The organism is Salidesulfovibrio onnuriiensis (assembly GCF_008001235.1).
GTDB lineage: Bacteria > Desulfobacterota > Desulfovibrionia > Desulfovibrionales > Desulfovibrionaceae > Pseudodesulfovibrio > Pseudodesulfovibrio onnuriiensis.
In genome coordinates this window covers 2424561-2443602 of sequence record NZ_CP040751.1, presented here as the reverse complement: position 1 = coordinate 2443602, position 19042 = coordinate 2424561, and the positions used below count along the sequence as shown (strand labels likewise).

Annotated in this window: 20 protein-coding genes and 1 tRNA gene; 19 read left to right on the top strand and 2 right to left on the bottom strand. The window is 58.4% G+C overall.

Annotated features, from left to right (window positions below; all coding sequences use genetic code 11):
• Positions 1-12: 12 nt before the first annotated feature.
• Entirely contained in the window at positions 13-1476 is a 1464-nt protein-coding gene (locus FGL65_RS10990) for an alkaline phosphatase (RefSeq protein ID WP_187170362.1), read from the bottom strand.
• An 86-nt stretch (positions 1477-1562) separates the two neighbouring features.
• Between FGL65_RS10990 and FGL65_RS10985 the strand changes: the two genes are divergently transcribed.
• The 9 genes from FGL65_RS10985 to FGL65_RS10945 all read left to right on the top strand — a co-directional run bounded on the left by FGL65_RS10985 (position 1563) and on the right by FGL65_RS10945 (position 9007).
• Entirely contained in the window at positions 1563-1955 is a 393-nt protein-coding gene (locus FGL65_RS10985; protein ID WP_147821242.1) for a hypothetical protein, read from the top strand.
• Entirely contained in the window at positions 1928-2740 is an 813-nt protein-coding gene (locus FGL65_RS18645; protein WP_284690577.1) for a cytochrome c3 family protein, read from the top strand. Before FGL65_RS10985 ends, FGL65_RS18645 begins: the two co-directional genes overlap by 28 nt.
• Before the next feature lie 17 nt (positions 2741-2757).
• Entirely contained in the window at positions 2758-3930 is a 1173-nt protein-coding gene (locus FGL65_RS10975) for a 4Fe-4S dicluster domain-containing protein (protein ID WP_187170360.1), read from the top strand.
• Positions 3927-4904, top strand: a complete 978-nt coding sequence (locus tag FGL65_RS10970) for an RnfABCDGE type electron transport complex subunit D (protein ID WP_147821240.1) — start codon at positions 3927-3929, stop codon at positions 4902-4904. The genes FGL65_RS10975 and FGL65_RS10970 overlap by 4 nt, the downstream gene beginning before the upstream one ends.
• A gap of 1 nt (position 4905) precedes the next feature.
• Positions 4906-5499, top strand: coding sequence for an RnfABCDGE type electron transport complex subunit G (gene rnfG / locus FGL65_RS10965; protein ID WP_147821239.1), 594 nt, complete (start codon positions 4906-4908; stop codon positions 5497-5499).
• A gap of 8 nt (positions 5500-5507) precedes the next feature.
• Positions 5508-6176 (top strand): electron transport complex subunit RsxE, encoded by a 669-nt coding sequence (gene rsxE / locus FGL65_RS10960; RefSeq protein WP_147821238.1) that lies wholly within the window; start codon positions 5508-5510, stop codon positions 6174-6176.
• Positions 6177-6188: 12 nt separating this feature from the next.
• The gene (locus FGL65_RS10955; protein ID WP_147821237.1) at positions 6189-6764 is read left to right on the top strand and encodes an electron transport complex protein RnfA; all 576 of its coding nucleotides are present in this window, start codon (positions 6189-6191) and stop codon (positions 6762-6764) included.
• Between the two features lie 15 nt (positions 6765-6779).
• A complete protein-coding gene (locus tag FGL65_RS10950; RefSeq protein ID WP_147821236.1) occupies positions 6780-8906 on the top strand; it encodes an FAD-dependent oxidoreductase in 2127 nt (708 codons plus the stop codon).
• 24 nt (positions 8907-8930) lie between these two features.
• Positions 8931-9007 (top strand) — tRNA-Val (locus tag FGL65_RS10945).
• Between the two features lie 62 nt (positions 9008-9069).
• Here FGL65_RS10945 and FGL65_RS10940 read toward each other — a convergent pair.
• Positions 9070-9660 carry a hypothetical protein gene (locus FGL65_RS10940; RefSeq protein ID WP_147821235.1) on the bottom strand — a complete coding sequence of 197 codons (591 nt, stop codon included), beginning with the start codon at positions 9658-9660 and terminating at the stop codon, positions 9070-9072.
• 200 nt (positions 9661-9860) lie between these two features.
• On the opposite strand from FGL65_RS10940, the gene FGL65_RS10935 reads away from it, so the two are divergent.
• The 10 genes from FGL65_RS10935 (at position 9861) to FGL65_RS10890 (ending at position 19014) form a co-directional block, all read left to right on the top strand.
• Entirely contained in the window at positions 9861-11588 is a 1728-nt protein-coding gene (locus FGL65_RS10935) for an aldehyde ferredoxin oxidoreductase C-terminal domain-containing protein (RefSeq protein ID WP_147821234.1), read from the top strand.
• A 174-nt stretch (positions 11589-11762) separates the two neighbouring features.
• Entirely contained in the window at positions 11763-13823 is a 2061-nt protein-coding gene (locus tag FGL65_RS10930) for a methyl-accepting chemotaxis protein (protein ID WP_147821233.1), read from the top strand.
• 87 nt (positions 13824-13910) lie between these two features.
• The gene (locus tag FGL65_RS10925; protein ID WP_147821232.1) at positions 13911-14138 is read left to right on the top strand and encodes a MoaD/ThiS family protein; all 228 of its coding nucleotides are present in this window, start codon (positions 13911-13913) and stop codon (positions 14136-14138) included.
• 2 nt (positions 14139-14140) lie between these two features.
• Positions 14141-14983 (top strand): HesA/MoeB/ThiF family protein, encoded by an 843-nt coding sequence (locus FGL65_RS10920; protein WP_147821231.1) that lies wholly within the window; start codon positions 14141-14143, stop codon positions 14981-14983.
• Positions 14984-15112: 129 nt separating this feature from the next.
• On the top strand, positions 15113-15523 hold the full coding sequence (locus FGL65_RS10915; RefSeq protein WP_147821230.1) for a winged helix-turn-helix domain-containing protein: 411 nt from the start codon (positions 15113-15115) through the stop codon (positions 15521-15523).
• 87 nt (positions 15524-15610) lie between these two features.
• Positions 15611-16390 carry an ABC transporter substrate-binding protein gene (locus FGL65_RS10910; RefSeq protein ID WP_147822729.1) on the top strand — a complete coding sequence of 260 codons (780 nt, stop codon included), beginning with the start codon at positions 15611-15613 and terminating at the stop codon, positions 16388-16390.
• Positions 16391-16449: 59 nt separating this feature from the next.
• Complete coding sequence (locus FGL65_RS10905; RefSeq protein WP_147821229.1) at positions 16450-17142, top strand: ABC transporter permease; 693 nt, start codon at positions 16450-16452, stop codon at positions 17140-17142.
• Positions 17143-17811, top strand: coding sequence for an ATP-binding cassette domain-containing protein (locus tag FGL65_RS10900; RefSeq protein ID WP_147821228.1), 669 nt, complete (start codon positions 17143-17145; stop codon positions 17809-17811).
• A gap of 3 nt (positions 17812-17814) precedes the next feature.
• On the top strand, positions 17815-18522 hold the full coding sequence (locus FGL65_RS10895) for a molybdopterin-guanine dinucleotide biosynthesis protein MobB (RefSeq protein ID WP_147821227.1): 708 nt from the start codon (positions 17815-17817) through the stop codon (positions 18520-18522).
• A gap of 42 nt (positions 18523-18564) precedes the next feature.
• Positions 18565-19014, top strand: a complete 450-nt coding sequence (locus tag FGL65_RS10890) for a tRNA (cytidine(34)-2'-O)-methyltransferase (protein ID WP_147821226.1) — start codon at positions 18565-18567, stop codon at positions 19012-19014.
• The last annotated feature ends 28 nt before the right edge of the window (positions 19015-19042 follow it).

The window sequence follows — 19042 nt, the reverse complement described above, 5'->3', positions numbered from 1 at the left end:
TACTGAATCGGATTAATTGACATGCTGCACCTTGGGCTGTTCGCCCAGGACAGCCATGATCTTCAGGCCAATGTCGGTGTTGTCGTAGCTGCCGTTGAAGACCTCGGAGGCAACGCCGACGGCGGAGGTGGAAACCGGAACGCCGGTGTGGCTGTAGGAAGTCCAGCCCAGGCCGGCCTTGTTGTTCAGCACATGGGTCAGGGTTACAGCCAAAGGCTCGTACCCACCGTAGAGCAGATAGGTTTCCTGGTTGTTCGAGCCCTCGGTCTCGCCCGCCATGCTGCGCTCGAAGGCGGCACGAATCATGTCCACTTCAAAGGGCTGCAGCACCTGCTTGTCGGTCTTGGGATCGCCCTCGAACTTGAAGCCGAAGTATTCGGTGATCAAAGGCTTCATGTCTTCAAAGGAACCATTTTTCGCCTTGAAGTTCTTCATGATTTCGTCGGATAATTTCTGGAAGGAAACCTTCTGACCGTTCAGCATGTTGAAGTTGCTGTCATACACGGTGCCGGCAAAGCCGACGGTCAGGCCGCCGCACTCGTGGTCTCCGGTGACCACGATCAGGGTTTCCTTGGGATGCTTGCTGTAAAAATCCAGAGCCACTTTCACGGAGTCGTCAAAGGCGATGGTGTTCTTCAGGGAAGCGGCGGCATCGTTGGCGTGGCACGCCCAGTCGATCTTGCCACCCTCGACCATCAGGAAAAATCCCTTGTCGTTGTCCAGCATTTCAATGGCCTTGGCCGTAAACTCGGGCAGGGTGATATCCTTGTCGGTCATGTCCATGGCGTACGGCATGGCCTGCGCATCCTGAAGCCAGGAGTTCCAGGCAAGCACCTTGCCGTCACCCGGCTTCAAAGCCATGAAGGCTGCCTTGTTGTCGATGATCTTGTAGCCGTTCGTCCTGGCCTGCTCCAGGGCATCGCCAAGAGGCTTCTTGGATTTCTTGCCCATGGGGTCGACCATTCCGCCGCCGCCGAAGAAATCGAAACCGCTGTTGGCCAGCGCATGGTCGATCTCATGGTACATCTTGCGGGTCTTGACATGCGCATAGAACGCGGCCGGGGTGGCGTGGTCGATGGAAACACTGGAAACGATGCCGACCTTCTTGCCCTGCTCCTTGGCGATCTCGGCCACGGTCTTCACCGCCTTCAGATTGGGATCAACGCCTATATAGTTGATATTGGTCTTCTGGCCGCTGGCCAGTGCCGTGGCGGATGCGGCGGAACCGGTGATGAAACGGTCGTTGGCATAGGTGGTGGTAATACCCTGGGCAGGCATCTTGTCGATATGCAGATCTCGACCGAGGAACGCGGCGGTGGCGGCGCGCTGCGGCAGGCCCATGCCGTCGCCAATGAAAAAGAACACATACTTCGCAGACTGCTTTACCGGGGCGGCTGCCTCCGCCTTCTGCTGTTGCTGGCTACAGCCGGTCAGCATCATGGTCACAGCCATGAGCGCGGCAAGAAACATTCGCATCTGGACACCTTTCTTTCTGAACATCGGTTTCTTTCCTCCATAGAATGAATTGGCAAAAATCAAACAAGTGATGGAGGAATATCAGCTTGTTGTTACAGGCCAATGTCGAAAAGTTTCAGATGCGTGAAAAGGTTACAAAAAAAGCGGCGGGTCAAAACAAGAGCATGCGTCGTCCCTTTTTGGAAGAAGCTGAAAAAGCCCATTCCATGACGACCTCCGAAAAACAGGATTTGACGCCGGGACACATTCAACTTGCATGCCACAGCCCCACCGGACACATGCTCATGCAGGATTCGATCTCCACGCCGATAGAGAACATTCAAAATTACAACAACCTAGAATGCGGCATAAAAAAACGGATGGCCTTACCACCCGGTAAAGACAGGAAATCAGGCCCTTATCATTATCATAATGGCAGCGTGTTATTGAACGGTTGGTCAAAAAATTTGGCGTGGACTTTAAAGCGATTATTCAGCTAAAAAGGGAGAATCCAAATCCAACCTGCGAGGACTTCGACATTGCGAAAACGACTTCTCCCGATAACAGTAATCACTGTTGCACTGGCCGCAATTGCAGTTACTGGCTACCTCATCCCGCAGCCATCAAATGCCCTCCCCGTACGCCTTCTTCTTGTCAACAAGGGGGCAATGTCATTTTCACTCACGAGAAACACAGCCAAAACTACCAGCTCCCCTGCGAGCAATGTCATCACTACACTGCCGCTGACAAGACAGATCCTCCCCAATGCGGATCCTGCCATCCGGCCATTTTCGACAAGCAATACGTGTCCATGCACAAAAGCCAATTTACGGACGAAGCATACTGTAATGCATGTCACCACAATTCCGAAACGTCTGCGTTCGACCATGAGGCGCATCTTGAATATGCGGATGAAGACTGTCAGGCCTGCCACCATGACACGAAAATCGAAACCCAGCCCTCCAACTGCTCCGACTGCCACGAACACAAGAGCGATGTGGGCATGCCAAATCTTCGCGAAGCGGCCCATGCGCGCTGCAGCAATTGCCACGAGGATATGTTCAATGAAGGCATCAAGGGCTGTTCCCAGTGCCATGTCCGAAAAACACAGCCGCTGACCAGACCCGAATATGAAAAGCCCTGTTCCGATTGCCACGAACGCCCGGTCAACGCCCTGATTCCCAACCGCACCAATGCGTTCCACGGACAATGCCGCGGCTGCCACCGGACGACGGGCAAGGGCCCTTACGGCAACGACTTCTGCTACCACTGCCACATCAAATAAGGAGTGCGGATCAGACCATGACCCCTTTCAGCTTCCATCTGCTCACCCCTGAAACCGGGACCATAGAAGACGTCTCTTCCCCGCCGAGACTGCACATACCGATCCCCTGCCACAAGACAGTGGTGGACACCGGCATGGAACTTCTGGCGGGCGACAAGGTCGCCGAGGCCCGTAGACCAGGGGAAGGCGATATCCACTCCCCGCTTCCCGGCAAGGTCATCGACATCCTGCCCGAATCGATCGTTCTGGAAACAACCTCCGGCGATGCGGCGACACCGGCGGAAACCGGAGCGCTTGCAGACAGCGAGCTGGACGGCTTTCTCTCGGGAATGGGCATTTGCACCCGTCCCCTGGTCAACGCTGACACCCTGATCATCAATACAGTGCCCACGGAACCGGGCATCACGGTCGGCAACGCCCTACTGGCCGAGTACCGAAAGCTCGTGGAACTCGGGCTGGAAACAGCCAAAAGGATAATCCGGCCGAAACGCATTGTCATGGCTGCGGCAAAAGGCAACAGGATCAATGCGTTTGGCGGTTGCTCGGTGACCCATATAGCACCCACCTATCCCAACGGCCTTGCCCCCATGATCATCAAGGCCATCACCGGGCAGGAAGTACGGCTTGGAGAAATGCCAGAGGATGCGGTTCTCCTGTCCGTGATCGATCTGTACCGAATCGGACGGATCATGGACACGGGTCGGCCGGTGACCGACACCATCATGACCGTGGGAATCAGGAACCTGCGGGTGCCCATAGGAATGCCCGTACGATTCCTGCTCAACCAGGCGGGCCATTCCCCCAATGATGGGGACAGGGTTGTGCTGGGCGGGCTCATGCAGGGAATCACCGCCGCCAACATGGAACAGGGCATCCACGGCACGTGCACGGCCCTGCACGTTGTCGGCCGGGACGCATATCCGCCCGTGGAAGACCGCTTCTGCATGGGATGCAACGAATGCGTACGCCACTGTCCGGCACGCATCATGCCCAACATGATCAGCCGCGCAGCCGAATTCAAACTGTTCGAGCGCGCCGAGCAATACTACATCAATGCCTGTATCGAATGCGGCATCTGCGGCTTTTACTGCAAGGCCCGGAGACCGCTGTTGCAATACATCCGATACGCCAAACGAGAACTCGCCCTGCTCAGGGGAGCCTGTGAAAACGAAACCGGGGGTGAGGCATGAGACCCATTGAACCACTTCTGACTGTTTCGGTTCCGCCGCACGCGCATTGCGGCAAAACCGTCCAAGGGCACATGCGCGACATTCTCATCGCCCTGCTCCCGGCGGCCATCGCCTCGGCCGTTTTCTTCGGACTGGACGCGGTTCGCGTCATGGCCCTGTCCTGCTCCGTGGCCGTCCTGGTGGAAACCGCCTGCTGGAAACTCCAGAAAAAAGAGCCCCAGGTGGACGACCTGCACGCCCTGGTCGTGGGCCTGCTCTTCGCCTTTCTGCTGGCCCCGTCCGCGCCCTGGTGGCTCGTGGTCATGGGCAGCACGGCCAGCATCATCGGCGGAAAGATGTTCTTCGGTGGGCTGGGCGGCTATCCGCTCTGTCCGCCCCTGGTGGGCTGGGCCGTATGCCGTATCTCCTGGGGCCCGGAAATGGATACCAACGCCACCATGCTGGCCAGCAATCTCCCGGCCCCGCTACACGAACTCAAACATTTCGGCCTTGCATGGCTTCAGGGCGTCGACATGACCGACCTGCTCCTGGGCCATCAGCTCGGGGGCCTCGGCGCGGTGCAGATCCTGCCCCTGCTGGCGGGCGGCATCTACCTGCTGGCACGCAAAACCATCCGGCCCACCGTTCCCCTTTCCTTTCTGGCCGGGGTCTACCTGACGGCGCTCATCTATCGATTGCTCGACCCGAGCATCTACGCACCTGCCCATTTCCACCTTATCGCGGGCAGCGCGGTTCTCGGGGCGTTCTTCCTGGCAACGGAAGGCCCCACCACTCCCATGGGATTAATTCCGGCCATATTGTTCGGCCTGCTGAGCGGAGCCATGGTCATCATCATCCGTGTTTATGGAATGTATCCGGACGGAGTGCCCTTCGCCATCCTGCTGCTCAACCTATTCACTCCCATGCTCGATCGAATTCGCCCCAAACCTTTCGGCGGAGCCCGTGCGGGCACACCGTACACGGGAGGGTGCTAGCATGAAGGAAATGATCAAAATGGTAGTGGTCCTTTCGCTGATATGCTCCCTGTCCGGGCTGACACTGGCCTCGGTGCGCAAGGTCACCAAACCCTTCATCGAGGAGCAGGTGCTTACCTACGTGCAGGGCCCGGCGATCGCCCAAGTCTTTTCGGACTACGACAACAATCCGGTCAAGGACCGCAAGAGCTTCGCGCTTGAAAACGGCTCCGAACTGACGGTCTTCCCCTTCCTGAAAAACGGAAAACTGGACGGCGTCGCCTTTGAGAGCTTCGCAAGGGGCTTCGGCGGCGACATAGGCGTCATGGTGGGATTCTCCTACGATCCGACCAGCGGCAAGTCATCCCTTTCCAGCATAGGTGTCACCACCATGAAGGAAACCCCGGGGGTCGGGACCCGCATCAGCGGCCCCGACTTCGGCGCGCAGTTCAAAGGGCATAGCCTGGAAGGCGTGAACCTCGCCTCCAAGGGCGGCGACATCAACGCCATTGCCGGTGCCACCATCTCCTCCACGGGTGCCGTGGACGCGGTGAAGCAGGCCGTTGCCCAGTTCAATGAAATCAAGGACAAACTCCCCACTGCCTGGGGTTCCTAGGAGCGGCCATGAGTCGATTGTGGAAAGAATTTTCGAAAGGTCTCTGGAATGAGCTGCCGCCCTTCAAGGTGGTCCTCGGCCTCTGCCCGACCCTGGCCGTCACCAAAACCGCGGACAACGGCTTGGGCATGGGATTGGCCGTCATCTTCGTGCTGACGCTCTCCAACATGCTGGTGTCCTCGGTGCGCAAGATCATCCCGGCCAAAGTTCGCATCGCTTGTTTCATCGTCATTGCGGCGTCCCTGGTGGTCTGCGTCGAGCTGCTCATGCAGGCGTTCACCTATCCCCTCTACCAACAGCTCGGCATCTTCGTGCCACTCATCGTGGTCAACTGCATTATCCTGGGCCGGGCCGAGGCGTTCGCTTCAAAAAACAGCGTCATCTACTCCATGGCCGACGGACTGGGCATGGGCATGGGATTCGCCATGTCCCTCACCGTGCTGGGGGCCATCCGCGAGATCTTCGGCTACGGAACCCTGTTCGGCATGCAGGTCATGGGAGCCTGGTTCAAGCCCTTCACCTTCATGGTGGAAGCGCCCGGTGCGTTCGTCTGCCTGGGCCTGGGCCTGGCGGGCATGAACGCCCTGACCAACTGGCAGCGCCGGCTCAAGGGCCTGGACGCCGTTGAAGGCCCGAAACACGACTGCTCGTCCTGCGGCATGTGCAACATAAAATAACGGAGCAGCAGCATGGATTACTTCGTCCTCATCATCGCGGCCATCTTCGTCAACAACATCGTGCTGGCGCAGTACCTCGGCAACTGCCCGTTCATCGGCACCTCCAAGGATACCGGCGTGGCCATGGGCATGGGATTCGCCGTTGTCTTCGTGGCCACCATGGCCGCAGCAATCACCTGGGCCGTACAGCGATACCTGCTCGCCCCCAACGGCCTGGACTATCTGCAGACCATCGCCTTCATCCTGGTCATCGCTTCTCTGGTACAATTCGTGGAAATGTTCCTGAAAAAAATCATTCCCCCGCTCTACAAATCCCTGGGCATCTTCCTGCCGCTCATCACCACCAACTGCGCGGTGCTGGGCATCGCCATCATCTGTCAGCGCGAGGAATATTCCCTTCTGGAGACCGTGATCTTCTCCATTGCTTCGGGTGTCGGCTTCATGCTCGCCCTGGTGGTGCTGGCCTCCATCCGCGAACGGCTGGACATGGCACGCATCCCCCTTTCCATGAAAGGAACGCCCATAGCCCTTATACTGGCCGGTCTCATGTCCCTGGCATTTTTCGCCTTCAAAGGCATGGCAGCCTAACGGCAGGAAAGACGCATGATTGAATTATCCATACTCGCACTTTTCGGCATAGGATTCACGGCCGCCGTCATCCTGGCTGTGGCCTCCAAGGTACTCTACGTCTATGAAGATCCACGCATCGCGCAGGTGGAGGCCGTCCTGGCCGGGGCTAACTGCGGCGGCTGCGGTTTCCCGGGCTGCAATGCGGCCGCGGTTGGCGTGGTGGAAGGCAAGGCGGGTGCCGATGTCTGTGTCGTCGGCGGCCCGGAGGTCATGGCCAATGTTGCCAAGGTCATGGGTCTGGAGCTCAAGGAAATGGAACCCAGGCTTGCCTTTGTGGACTGCACGGGCGGCGAACGCGCCGAAGAGGTATACCGTTACGAGGGCGTGCTCGACTGCCGGGCCCAGCACCAGCTCTACAAGGGCTCCAAGATGTGTCCGGAAGGCTGTCTCGGATTCGGGACCTGCGTACAGGCCTGTCCCTTCGACGCCATCCGCATGGGCCCCAACGGCTATCCCGTGGTCAACCCGGAACGCTGCGTGGCCTGCGGCACCTGCGCCCAGGTCTGCCCGCGCAATGTCATCAGCATCAACGGGTTCACCGACGACATCACCCACCTCAACGAGGTCAACGACTGTTTGGCTCCCTGTCGGCAGCGCTGCCCCGGACAGATCAACATACCGCGTTACATCGAGCAGGCTTCCCGTGGGGATTACGCGGGAGCCCTGGAAACCATTCGTGAACGCATCCCCATGCCATTGTCCATCGGGCGCGTCTGCCCCCAGCCCTGCGAGACCCAGTGCCGCAGGCAGCACGTAGACAAGTCCGTGGGCATCAACATGATCAAGCGTTATGTGGCGGACTGGGAGATGAATTCCGGAGTACGCCTGCCCATAGAATGCAAACCCGACAACGGACACAAGGTGGCCGTGGTTGGAGGCGGCCCGGCCGGCATCTCCTGCGCCTTTTTCCTGCGGAGACTCGGCTACCAGCCCACCATCTTCGAGCGTATGCCTCTGCTGGGCGGGCAGCTCCGCTACGGCATCCCCGAGTACCGCCTGCCCAAGAAGGTCCTGGATTGGGAAATCCAGGGTATTCTGGACCTGGGCATCGATGTGCGTACCGAAGTGAAGTTCGGTATCGACTTCACGCTGGACTCCCTTTCCGAAGAAGGATTCGAAGCCACCTTCCTCGGCTTCGGGGCCTGGGCCAACACGCAGGTCAGCATAGAGGGCGACGACGCCAAGGGCGTGGAAACAGGCACCGAGTTCCTGACCAAAGTCGGCCTGTCCGTGGAAACCGGCATCGGGAAAAAGGTCGTGGTCATCGGCGGCGGCAACACCGCCATCGACGCCGCGCGGACCAGTGTACGCCTGGGCGCGGACGTGACCATGGTCTACCGCCGCACCAGGGACGAGATGCCCGCCAACATGGAGGAAATCATTGGAGCCGAGGATGAAGGCGTTAAATTCCAATTCCTGGCCGCACCCAACAAATTCCTCAAGGACGAAAAAGGGCGGGTCACTCACCTTGAATTCACCCGCATGGAACTGGGAGAACCCGATGCATCGGGCAGGCGCAGGCCCGTCCCCATCGAAGGCTCGGAAACCCGCATCGAATGCGACACCGTGTACATGGCCATCGGCCAGAAGCCGGATATCGACTGCCTCTACGATGAAAACAAGTCCTGCGGCCTGGGAACGACCCGCTGGCGCACGGTGGAGGCCGACAAGGACACCTTGCAGACCGCCCTCCCCAATGTCTTTGTCGGCGGCGACCTGTTCACAGGGCCGGATCTGGTCATCACGGCCCTGGGCGCCGGGCGCAGGGCGGCCCGATCCATCCACCACTATTTGTCGCAGGGAGAAATCCCTATTCCCCAGAACTTGCAACGCAACATGATTCCCTACACCCTTTTCAAAGACCTGGAACGCGTCGTCCCCATTGAACGGGCCCAAATGCCGCACCTGTGCCACGGAGACAACCGGACCTGTAGCTTTGCCGAGGTGGAGGGAACCATCACCACAGAGGATTTCGAGCGGGAGACCTGCCGCTGCATGCGTTGCGGACTAACCTGTTACAACCGTACCGAACAGCCTGAAGAGGAAGGAATATCAAAAACTTCGACAAATTCAAAAAAAGAGCTTGCCAGCCGAATTTGATCCGTATATAAACCACCTCCTGTTGGGCGATTAACTCAGCTGGTCAGAGTGCCATCTTCACACGGTGGAAGTCCGCAGTTCAAATCTGCGATCGCCCACCACCGAAACAAAAAGACCCCGGCTTAGGCCGGGGTTTTCTTTTTTCTCTGTGACAACAATTCCGCTATTGCACCAGAACACGAAGCAGAATCAAGCCATCATGCCTTTGCAGTAGACGAGAGATCTCTCCCGAAAAAATAACCTCATCGTTCATCCGTACGGACACGACAGCGTCGGCCAACAACGCACTCCGGTCGGCCAGATACGCAGCCAGGTAATCCACGGGCACCACAACGCCATGGCCGAGCATGGCCTCCCCTACAGTGCGGGCCACCACATTAAAGGCCTTCACTGTCACCAGACCGACCTCGCCCTTGTCAAGCACCCCGCCGCCACGGCAACTGATATCCTCGCGAAATCCGCCCACAAGGCTCTGACGCCCCATGGCTATCCCCACCAGCCCGGGCATGGCCCCGGCAAGGGCGAGCACATCTCCATCGCGCACAGGCACGGTATCAATATCATCCACGGGACTGCCATTGACGAAAATGGTGCGCACCACATTTTCGACATAAGCCGAATCCAAACCGAGCTGTTCTTCCAGAAATGAGGCCACGGAGATTCCTACCAGGGCCTGCACTTCAACGCCTTTCTGCAACAGGGTGCTCCAGAGCCCAAGCCCCCCGCGCTTCACATGTATGGTAATGTGATTCATAGTCTTTTGCCTCGAAGATGTATCTTTATGTACCATTTCAATATCACGAAAAATCGCCGCAGGCACTATGCTCAACTGGGCACAGTGTGTTGTTTTTTTTGACAATATTTTGAATTCAGGCGTATAAAGATGACATAATTCCGTTTACCAATCCGGTTTCCGCCAACAGGCGGAAACAACAACAAAAAGGTGAGGCGAATATGAGGATACTCCGAATCAACACCAGAACCAAAGAGTACAGGTTCGAGGACTTGGGTGAATACGCAGGCCTTGGCGGCCGCGCCCTGACCTCCCGCTTGATCAACATGGAAGTCCCGGCCGACTGTCATCCGCTTTCCGCGGAAAACAAGCTGGTCATAGCCGGAGGAATCCTGGCCGGCTCCACCGCAGCCAACTCCGGCCGCGTTTCCGTCGGCGCGAAGTCCCCCCTGACGGGCGGCATCAAGGAATCCAACTCCGGCGGCCTGTTTGCCCACAAGCTGCCGAAGCTGAACCTCTTGGCCATTGTCTTCGAGGACAAGCCCGAGACAGACGCCCCCTTCCAGAATATTTTCATTTCCGCAGACAAGGTGGAATTCAAGGATGCCTCCGCCATCGTGGGCATGGACAACTACCCGGCCCACGACAAACTGCTGGCCGAATACGGCGACAAGGTTATTGCCGCCTTGGTGGGGCCCGTGGGTGAAAAATGCGGCAAAACCGCCACGATCCAGTTCACCGACCCCTACAAGCGCCCGGCCCGTTCCGCCGGACGCGGCGGCATGGGCGCCGTGCTGGGGTCCAAAAAGGTCAAGGCCGTTATCCTGGATCCGAATGCCAATAAATCATACAAACCGGTCAGGGAAGAAGCCTTCAAGGAAGCACGCAAGACCTGGACCGAAATTCTCCGCGCCCACCCTGTCACCAGTCAAGGGCTGCCCGGATTCGGCACCGCCATATTGGTCAACGTCATCAACGAGGCAGGCGCTCTGCCCACCAAGAACTTCCGCTACGGCCAATGCGACCACGCCGCCGACATCTCCGGCGAAAAAATCGCAGAGCTCATCGAGGCGCGCGGCGGCAAGACCAAGGAAGGCTGCCACACCGGCTGCCTGATCCAGTGCTCCCAGCAATACAATGACGCCAACGGCGAATACCTGACCTCCGGCTTCGAATACGAAACGATCTGGGCTCTGGGCGCAAACAGCCTGATCAAGGATATCGACGACATCGCCACCCTGGACCGCATCTGCGACGAAAAGGGCATGGACACCATCGAAGTCGGCAACACCATCACCATTGCCATGGAAGGCGGCATCATTCCCTGGGGTGACGGCAAGGCCGCCATCGGCCTGTTGAAGAAATGCGGTTCCGATGACCCCATGGGCCTGATTATCGGCAATGGCGTGGAATTCGCCGGGGGCGCATTCGGCGTTGACCGCCTGCCCACCTGCAAGGGCCAGTCCCTGCCCGCCTACGACCCGCGCGCGGTTAAGGGCGTCGGCGTCACCTATGCGACCACCCCCATGGGAGGCGACCACACCGCAGGTTACGGCGTCTGCCAGAACGTGCTCAAGGTCGGCGGCGACGTGGACGGCCACAAGAAGGAAGGAAACGTGGAGACCTCCAAGAACCTGCAGATTGCCACGGCGTCCATCGACGCCTTGGGGATGTGCCTGTTCGTGGCCTTTGCAGTTCTGGACTCGGAAAACGGTGCACAGATCATGGCCGACCTGGTTGCCGCTCAGACCGGCAAGGACTTCAGCGTGGACGACTTCCTGGCGCTAGGCGTGAACTGCCTCAAGGACGAGCTGGCCTTCAACAAGCGTGCGGGATTCACCAAGAAGGACGACCAGCTGCCGCGTTTCTTCTCCACGGAAACCCTGCCGCCCCACAACGTCACTTGGGACTACACCATTGACGAACTGCAGGACGCCAAGGTGGACTAACCGCCAACAGAATCAATCATGGCCGGGCAGTAATGTCCGGCCTTTTTTTGCCCAAACGCCATGTTTCCGCAACAATTCCACCTAACAATGCATTTTATGAACTATAATTGATCTGAAATAGCATTGATTTTAAACTGCTCATTATCACTTTATCGTCCTTTTCCGGAGGGGAGCATGAAATTCAAAGATTGGAGTCTCAAACTCAAGATTTTGATCCCGACGTTTACCGTGGTCCTTCTGGTTCTCGTGGTCAGCTCGGTGGTGATGACCATGAAGGCCCAGGACCTGGCAATCACCCAGGCCAAGCAGCTCGCAAAGGACAAGGCCAAGGGATACAGTCTTGATGTGGAGAGCACGCTCGATCTGGCCCTGACCGTTACCAGGACACTGGCGTCCATGTTCGAAAAAAGCGCCAACTACGCAACTATTCCGGACCGGGAATACCTCGACTCCATCCTCATCAATACGCTGGAACGAAACGACGAACTGTCAGGTGCCTGGTGCACCTTCCCGGGCGGTACCTTCGACGACCGCGAAGAAGAATACATGGATAAGTACAAGGGCGCCTACCGCAATTGGTACTATCGCGACAAAGGCACCATTGCTTCCAGCTTCGCAGGAGAGGAAAATCTCGTCGGGCAAGCATGGTTTGAAACACCCATGTCCGGAAACGTTGAAACCATCGGCGACCCGTACCCGTGGGAAGTGAACGGAAAGACCTTCTGGCTCGCCTCCACCGGCTATCCCGTCAAAAAGAACGGCAAGAACATCGGCGTTGTCGGTGTGGACTTCTACCTCAATGATCTGCAGGACACGGTTCTGAGCATCAAGCCCTTTGAAACGGGGTACGCATTTCTGGTGACAACCAGCGGAGCCGTTGTTGCCCACCCCAACAAGGATATTCAAGGGAAACAGATCGGAGACTACCTGAACAAGGAATACAGCTCCCAGGCGCTCAACGCCGTCAAAAGCGGACGCGAATACTCCTACCAGGCCATCTCTCCGGTAACGGGTGAAGAGGAATACGTCACTCTGGCCCCCATAACCATCGGCAAGACAACCACCCCCTGGAGCCTTGCCGTGGCCATCCCCATGGGCAAGGTACGGGAGCAGGCGGACTCTTTCGTGATCGTGAGCGCCGTCATCAGCCTGGTGGCTATCGCAGTGCTTTTCGGCGTGCTGCTGCTCATCGCCAACCTCATCACCGCACCGATCCGGGAAGGCATCTCCCTTGCCACAAGCCTTTCCCATGGCGACCTGACACGAACCATTGACGTGCACCAGAAGGACGAGGTGGGCAAACTGGCCGACGCCCTGCGCAGCATGGCCGACCAGCTCAAGACGGTCATTTCCGATGTTCAGTCCGCGACCGACAATGTGGCCACGGGCAGCCGGGAGCTTTCGTCCTCATCCCAGGGGCTTTCCCAAGGGGCAACGGAACAGGCCGCCAGCGTCGAGGAAGTATCGGCATCCATGGAACAAATGGCCTCCAACATTCAGGGCAACGCGGAAAGCGCCAGGAAAACGGAGCAAATCGCCATCCAGGCGGCCAAAAGCGCCGAGGAAAGCGGCAAGGCCGTCACCCAGGCCATGAATGCCATGACTGACATCGCCGAAAAGATTTCGGTGGTCGAGGAGATCGCCCGGCAAACCAACCTGCTGGCTCTGAACGCAGCCATTGAAGCCGCCCGTGCCGGTGAGCACGGCAAGGGTTTCGCAGTGGTTGCGGCCGAGGTCCGCAAGCTGGCGGAGCGCAGCGGCACCGCTGCGGCGGAAATCAGCGAACTATCCACCTCCACGGTTCGGGTTGCCAAGGAGGCCGGAGAAAAACTCAACAAGCTGGTGCCTGATATCCAGCAAACCGCTCATCTCATCCAGGAAATCGCAGCGGCAAGCCATGAGCAAAACACGGGCGTCGACCAGATCAATTCGGCCATTCAGCAGCTTGATCAGGTTATCCAGCAAAACGCTGCGGCCTCCGAGGAAGTTTCCTCCACTTCGGAAACGCTATCCGCCGAAGCCGTACAATTGCAGGAATCGGTCAGCTTCTTCAATACCGGCGAGCACACAATGGCCCATGCACCGCGCATGACCTCCAAACAAGCTTCAAGGCCCAAGGCCAAGCCGAAGGCCCAGCTCCCCCCGGCAAGACCAAAACCGCAGGCCAAAGCGGGGACAGGGGGCGTCTCCCTGGATATGGACGAAGGCGGAGACGACGACTTCGAAAGATTCTAGCGATAATGGCGGGGATTCCCATGGAATCCCCGCTTTTTCATTCCATGGCTGTTGACCGCCCGCAAATGAGCCGGGTATGCTTTTCCCATGAAAATAACCGTAAAATGTTTCGCCACCCTGGCCCGACATACCCCGGAAAACGCCGACGAATTTCCTGTAGAGGACGGAGCCGCCGTTATCACCATTGTGGAGCGTCTGGGCATGAAGCCGGAAGACATCAATCTCATATTCGTCAACAGCGCCAGGGCCTACCTGGAAACCGAACTCAACGACGGAGACCGCCTGGGTCTCTTCCCCGCAGTCGGGGGGGGCTGAGCATGATTGCCCCCAGCCTGCCGCAGCTCATACGGCAACATGCCGTCAACATCCCCCTGCCTGGCGGCGAACACGGGGATACCATAGGCATAGAAGCTGTCGCGGACATAGCAGAGAAACTTTCCATGCCCGGCTGGCAGGTGGAGGCCGAATCCCTGTCCATGGGAGTGATCCCGCTTCGCTACCTGCGCAACATGGACTCCATCACTGCCTCCATGCAAAGAAAATTACTTCAATCGCGCATCGCCCAGGTGGGGATGGGAGGCCTGGGCGGCACCCTGCTGGAAACTTTTGCCAGAACAGGTATCGGGCGCATCAGGGCTGCGGACGGCGACGCTTTCGAAGAATCCAATCTCAACCGTCAGGCCCTTGCGACCATGCACACCTTGGGAGCCCCCAAGGCCTGGGCCGGGACCGAGAGATGCCTCGAACTCAATCCTTCAATTGAACTGGACGCCCAGGAATCCTTCTTGGCCCAGGAAAGCCTGCCCACATTCATACAGGGCTGTTCCGTGGCGGTGGATGCGCTGGGGGGGCTGCAGACCAGGACGGCGCTCCAGGATGCGGCGTCCGCTGCGGGCGTCCCCCTGGTTACCGGCGCCCTGGCGGGCTGGACCGGCTATGTTTCCGTGGTCCTGCCCGGTTCCCTGGGGCCTGCCCAGATCATGGGCAATGACAATTCCGCCGAAGAGGAACTCGGATGTCCTGCGGCAGCGGTCAACTTCTTCGCCTCGCTCATGGCCGGGGAAGTGATCAAGCTGCTGACCCACGGCCAGAGCCCGCTGGCAGGACACATGCTCGTGGTCGATCTAGATGCCCTGTCCTTTGACCGCATTTCCCTCTAAGGCATAACCTCCTCCCACCGGAATCTCACCGTGTTGACTTGCCGCTCTCCTGTGGTACTAAACTTGTGAGGTCAAGTATGTCTGATCTGGCATAATGCTTTCTTTCAAAAAAACAGATAGTTGATCATCATGAAAAACACTCCGTGCGGAAAAAGGCTGAAAAAGGGACAGACAGCGCTCAGATTGCGCGTCTGGCTTGAACAGGACGAGGACATTTATGTCGGAATCGGCAGCACCCTGCTGCTGCAACGCATTGAAAAACTCGGCTCCCTGAAAAAGGCGGCCGAGGAACTCGGCATGTCCTACCGCCGCGCATGGGGGAAACTCAAAAAGACCGAAGAACGCATCGGCAAACCGCTGGTGGAGATGAAAAAAGGCCAGGGGCAACGCTTCAGCCTGACGCCTTACGGCAAAGACATCATGGAAAAATTCCTTCACTTCTACCTCGATATTGAACGCTACGCGCTGGAACGCGCACGCGAGGTCCTTGATATGGATGTCTGCGCGTGCAGCGAATTCTATCGCAACGATACGGAATAGACAGTCTTCGCCACCCCGGCGACCAAACAAAAGGAGGCTCCCTTGAAAACCGTTCATCTGCTTTGCGCCCTTGCCCTGACCCTGTGCATGGCCCTGCCCGCCGCTGCCGGTCAGAGCCTGATGATGGCAACCACCACGAGCACCGCCAACACCGGCCTGCTGGACGAACTCATTGTTCCGGAATTCCAGAAGGAAACCGGCATTGAAATCAAATTCATCGCCGTGGGCACGGGCAAGGCCCTGAAGATGGCCGAAAACTGCGACGTGGATGTTGTCCTGGTGCATGCTCCGGCCGCCGAACAGGTCTACGTGAACTCCGGCGTGCTCATGGACCGTACCCAGCTCATGTACAACGACTTCGTCATCATCGGCCCGGACTCCGACCCTGCAGGCATCAAGGGCATGAAGGTAGTCGACGCCATGAAGACCATTGCCGGCAAGAATGCCTTCTTTGCCAGCAGAGGGGACAACTCCGGAACCAACAAAAAAGAAATTTCCCTGTGGAAGGCCGCAGGCCTGGCGGTGCCCGACAAGGCCGACTACTACGTGCAAACCGGCCAGGGCATGATCGCCACCATTACCGTGGCCGAGGAAAAGGGCGCGTATACCATGACCGACCGGGGCACCTACATCAAGTATGCCCACAATCACGACGGCAACCCCGCACTGAAAATCCTGGTGGAGGGAGACGAGGTGCTCTTCAACCAGTACAGCGCCCTGGCCGTGAATCCGGCCAAATGCCCGGACGTCCAGTATGACCTGGCCAAGAAATTCATTGCCTGGATGGCCTCCCCGGCCACTCAGAAAAAAATCGGCGAATTCAAACTGCTCGGCAAGGTGCTCTTCACCCCCAACGCCGGAAAATAACATAGTATAAATGCGGGCCGGGGCTCTCCGTTCCCGGCCCGTTCATTCAAAGGGCGCGCATGGACTACCTGCTTCACGGTTTTTTCCAGGCCTTCCAACTCCTGGTCCAGGGAGACCCCGAAACCTACTCGGCGGTCACGGCCACGGTGCTTGTCTCCTCCATGTCCATCTGCGCAAGCCTGACCCTGGGAATCCCCCTGGGATTTTTCCTGGGCATCAACGATTTCAGGGGCAAGAAAATCCTGCGTACCCTGCTGGACACCCTGCTCTCCTTTCCCACGGTGGTCATCGGCCTGCTTGTCTATGCATTTCTCTCGAAACGCGGCCCACTGGGCGACCTGGGACTGCTCTTTACTCTGCCCGGGGTTGCCTTGGGACAAACATTGCTGGGACTGCCCATCATCATCGCCATGACCGCAACCGCCGTGGAAAGCCTGGACAAGCGCCTGCGGCCGACACTGATAACCCTGGGGGCAACGCCCGGCCAGATGCTCTCGGCCACGCTGCTGGAAGCCCGCTACAGTCTTATGCTTGCGGCCATGGCCGCCTATGGCAGGATCGTTTCCGAGGTGGGAATTTCCATGATGGTGGGCGGCAATATCAAATGGCACACCAGAACCATCACCACGGCAATCGCTCTGGAAACCGGCAAGGGAGAATTCGCCGTGGGCATCGCCTTGGGGATCGTGCTCATGATTGTGGCCCTGGCCGTCAACATCGGGGTGGCAGCCCTGAAAAAGAGGGCCACCTAGATGAATGCCCTCTTTTCCCTGCAAAACATTCGGCAGGCCTACAACGGTCGAACCGTGCTGAACCTGGAACATCTTGAGATTTCGCAAGGGAGCATCCTGGGCCTGTCCGGCCCGAACGGCTGCGGAAAGTCCACCCTGCTGCGGCTTCTGGCCTTCCTGGAATCCCCGGCCGAAGGGACAGTGCTCTTCAAGGGATACCAATACGGGCTCTCCCCCAATGAAGTGCACCGCAGGGTGACGCTCCTGGTGCAGGAACCCTACCTGCTCAAGCGCAGCGTCTTTGCCAATGTCGGCTACGGCCTCAAGGTACGGGGCGAAAAAGACATTGAGCAGCGGGTTCACGAGGCGCTCGACATGGTGGGGCTCGATCCCGACATGTTTGCCAAACGCTCGTGGTACGAACTCTCCGGAGGCGAGGCCCAGCGAGTGGCCCTGGCTTCGCGCCTGGTGCTTCGCCCCACGGCCCTGCTCATGGACGAGCCCACGGCCAGCCTGGACGAATCCAGCGCAGGCCTCGTGCGCAAGGCCGCCGAAACAGCCCGACAGCAATACGGAACCACACTGGTCATCGTCAGCCACGACCTGAACTGGCTTCGCAATGTCTGCGACTCCATCCTGTTCATGGAACGCGGCCGTATCGTCGAACAACAGGATTTCCTTCAGGAGTAGCCCATGCGCGCCATCTCCATTATCGGCCCGAAAAAGTCGGGGAAGACCACCCTGGGAGTCCGGCTCGCGGAAGAACTCCGCTGCAGGGGACTCCGCGTGGCCGCCGCGAAATCCACCCACCACGGGTTCGACGGCCAGGACACGGACACCACGCAATATGCGGAGCATTGCACCGGAGTTGTCGGCCTGGGTCCGGAGGAAAGCTTTGTTCGCTGGCCTGAAAACAAGGGACTGACCAATATGCTTCCCTTTGTGGATGCTGACATCCTGCTGGTGGAAGGGATGAAGCAGGCGGGCTGGCTGCCGCGCATACTGGTGCTGGACGCAATCCCCCAAGAAGGCCTGGAGTGGCTCGGCCCGGAGCTGGCCGTTGCGGTATATGGCAACTTGGATATCAAAGGAATCCCCCCGGTCGAAACAGTGCAGGAACTGGCCGACATCGTCGAAAAAAAGGCCTTCATGCTTCCCGGGTTGGACTGCGGCGCCTGCGGACGCACCGATTGCAGATCCCTGGCCGCAGCCATTGTGGCCGACGAGGCCAAGATCGAGGACTGCACCTCGCTCGGCGCAGACCTCAGCGTGGAGATCAACGGCGTGAAGCTCGGCATCAACCCCTTTGTGCAGGACTTCACCGCCGCCGCCATCCGGGCCCTGCTGCGCCAGCTCAAAGGATATGCCCCCGGACAGGCCGTCATCAAGCTGGACGTTTGATCCGTCTGCCCGTAAGGTATGCCGCCTGAAAAGGCGGACATTATGCGAATAGTACTCTTTCAGCCCGAAATTCCACCCAACACTGGCAACATAGCCAGACTCTGCGCGGCCACCAAAACGCCGCTACACCTCATCGAGCCTCTGGGGTTCACCATCGACGACAAACACCTGAAACGGGCCGGACTGGATTACTGGCCCCACGTCTCGGTTACGGTCCATCCCGATTGGGACGACTTCCTGACGATCAATCCCGAAAGAATCGTACTGACCAGCGCACGGCAAGGCACCCGCTATTGCGATTTCCGGTTTCGGGAAAACGATTGCATTGTGCTTGGCCCCGAAACAACGGGCCTTCCCAAGGACATGCTCACCCGTTACGAACACAAGGTGACCCTGCCCATCTGGGGCCAGGTGCGCAGCCTGAATCTTTCCACGGCAACCGGCATCCTGCTTTACGAGGCCCTGAGGCAGACTGACGGCTTCGGCTGTTAGATTCTTGCCTAAAATTCCACCACTCGGT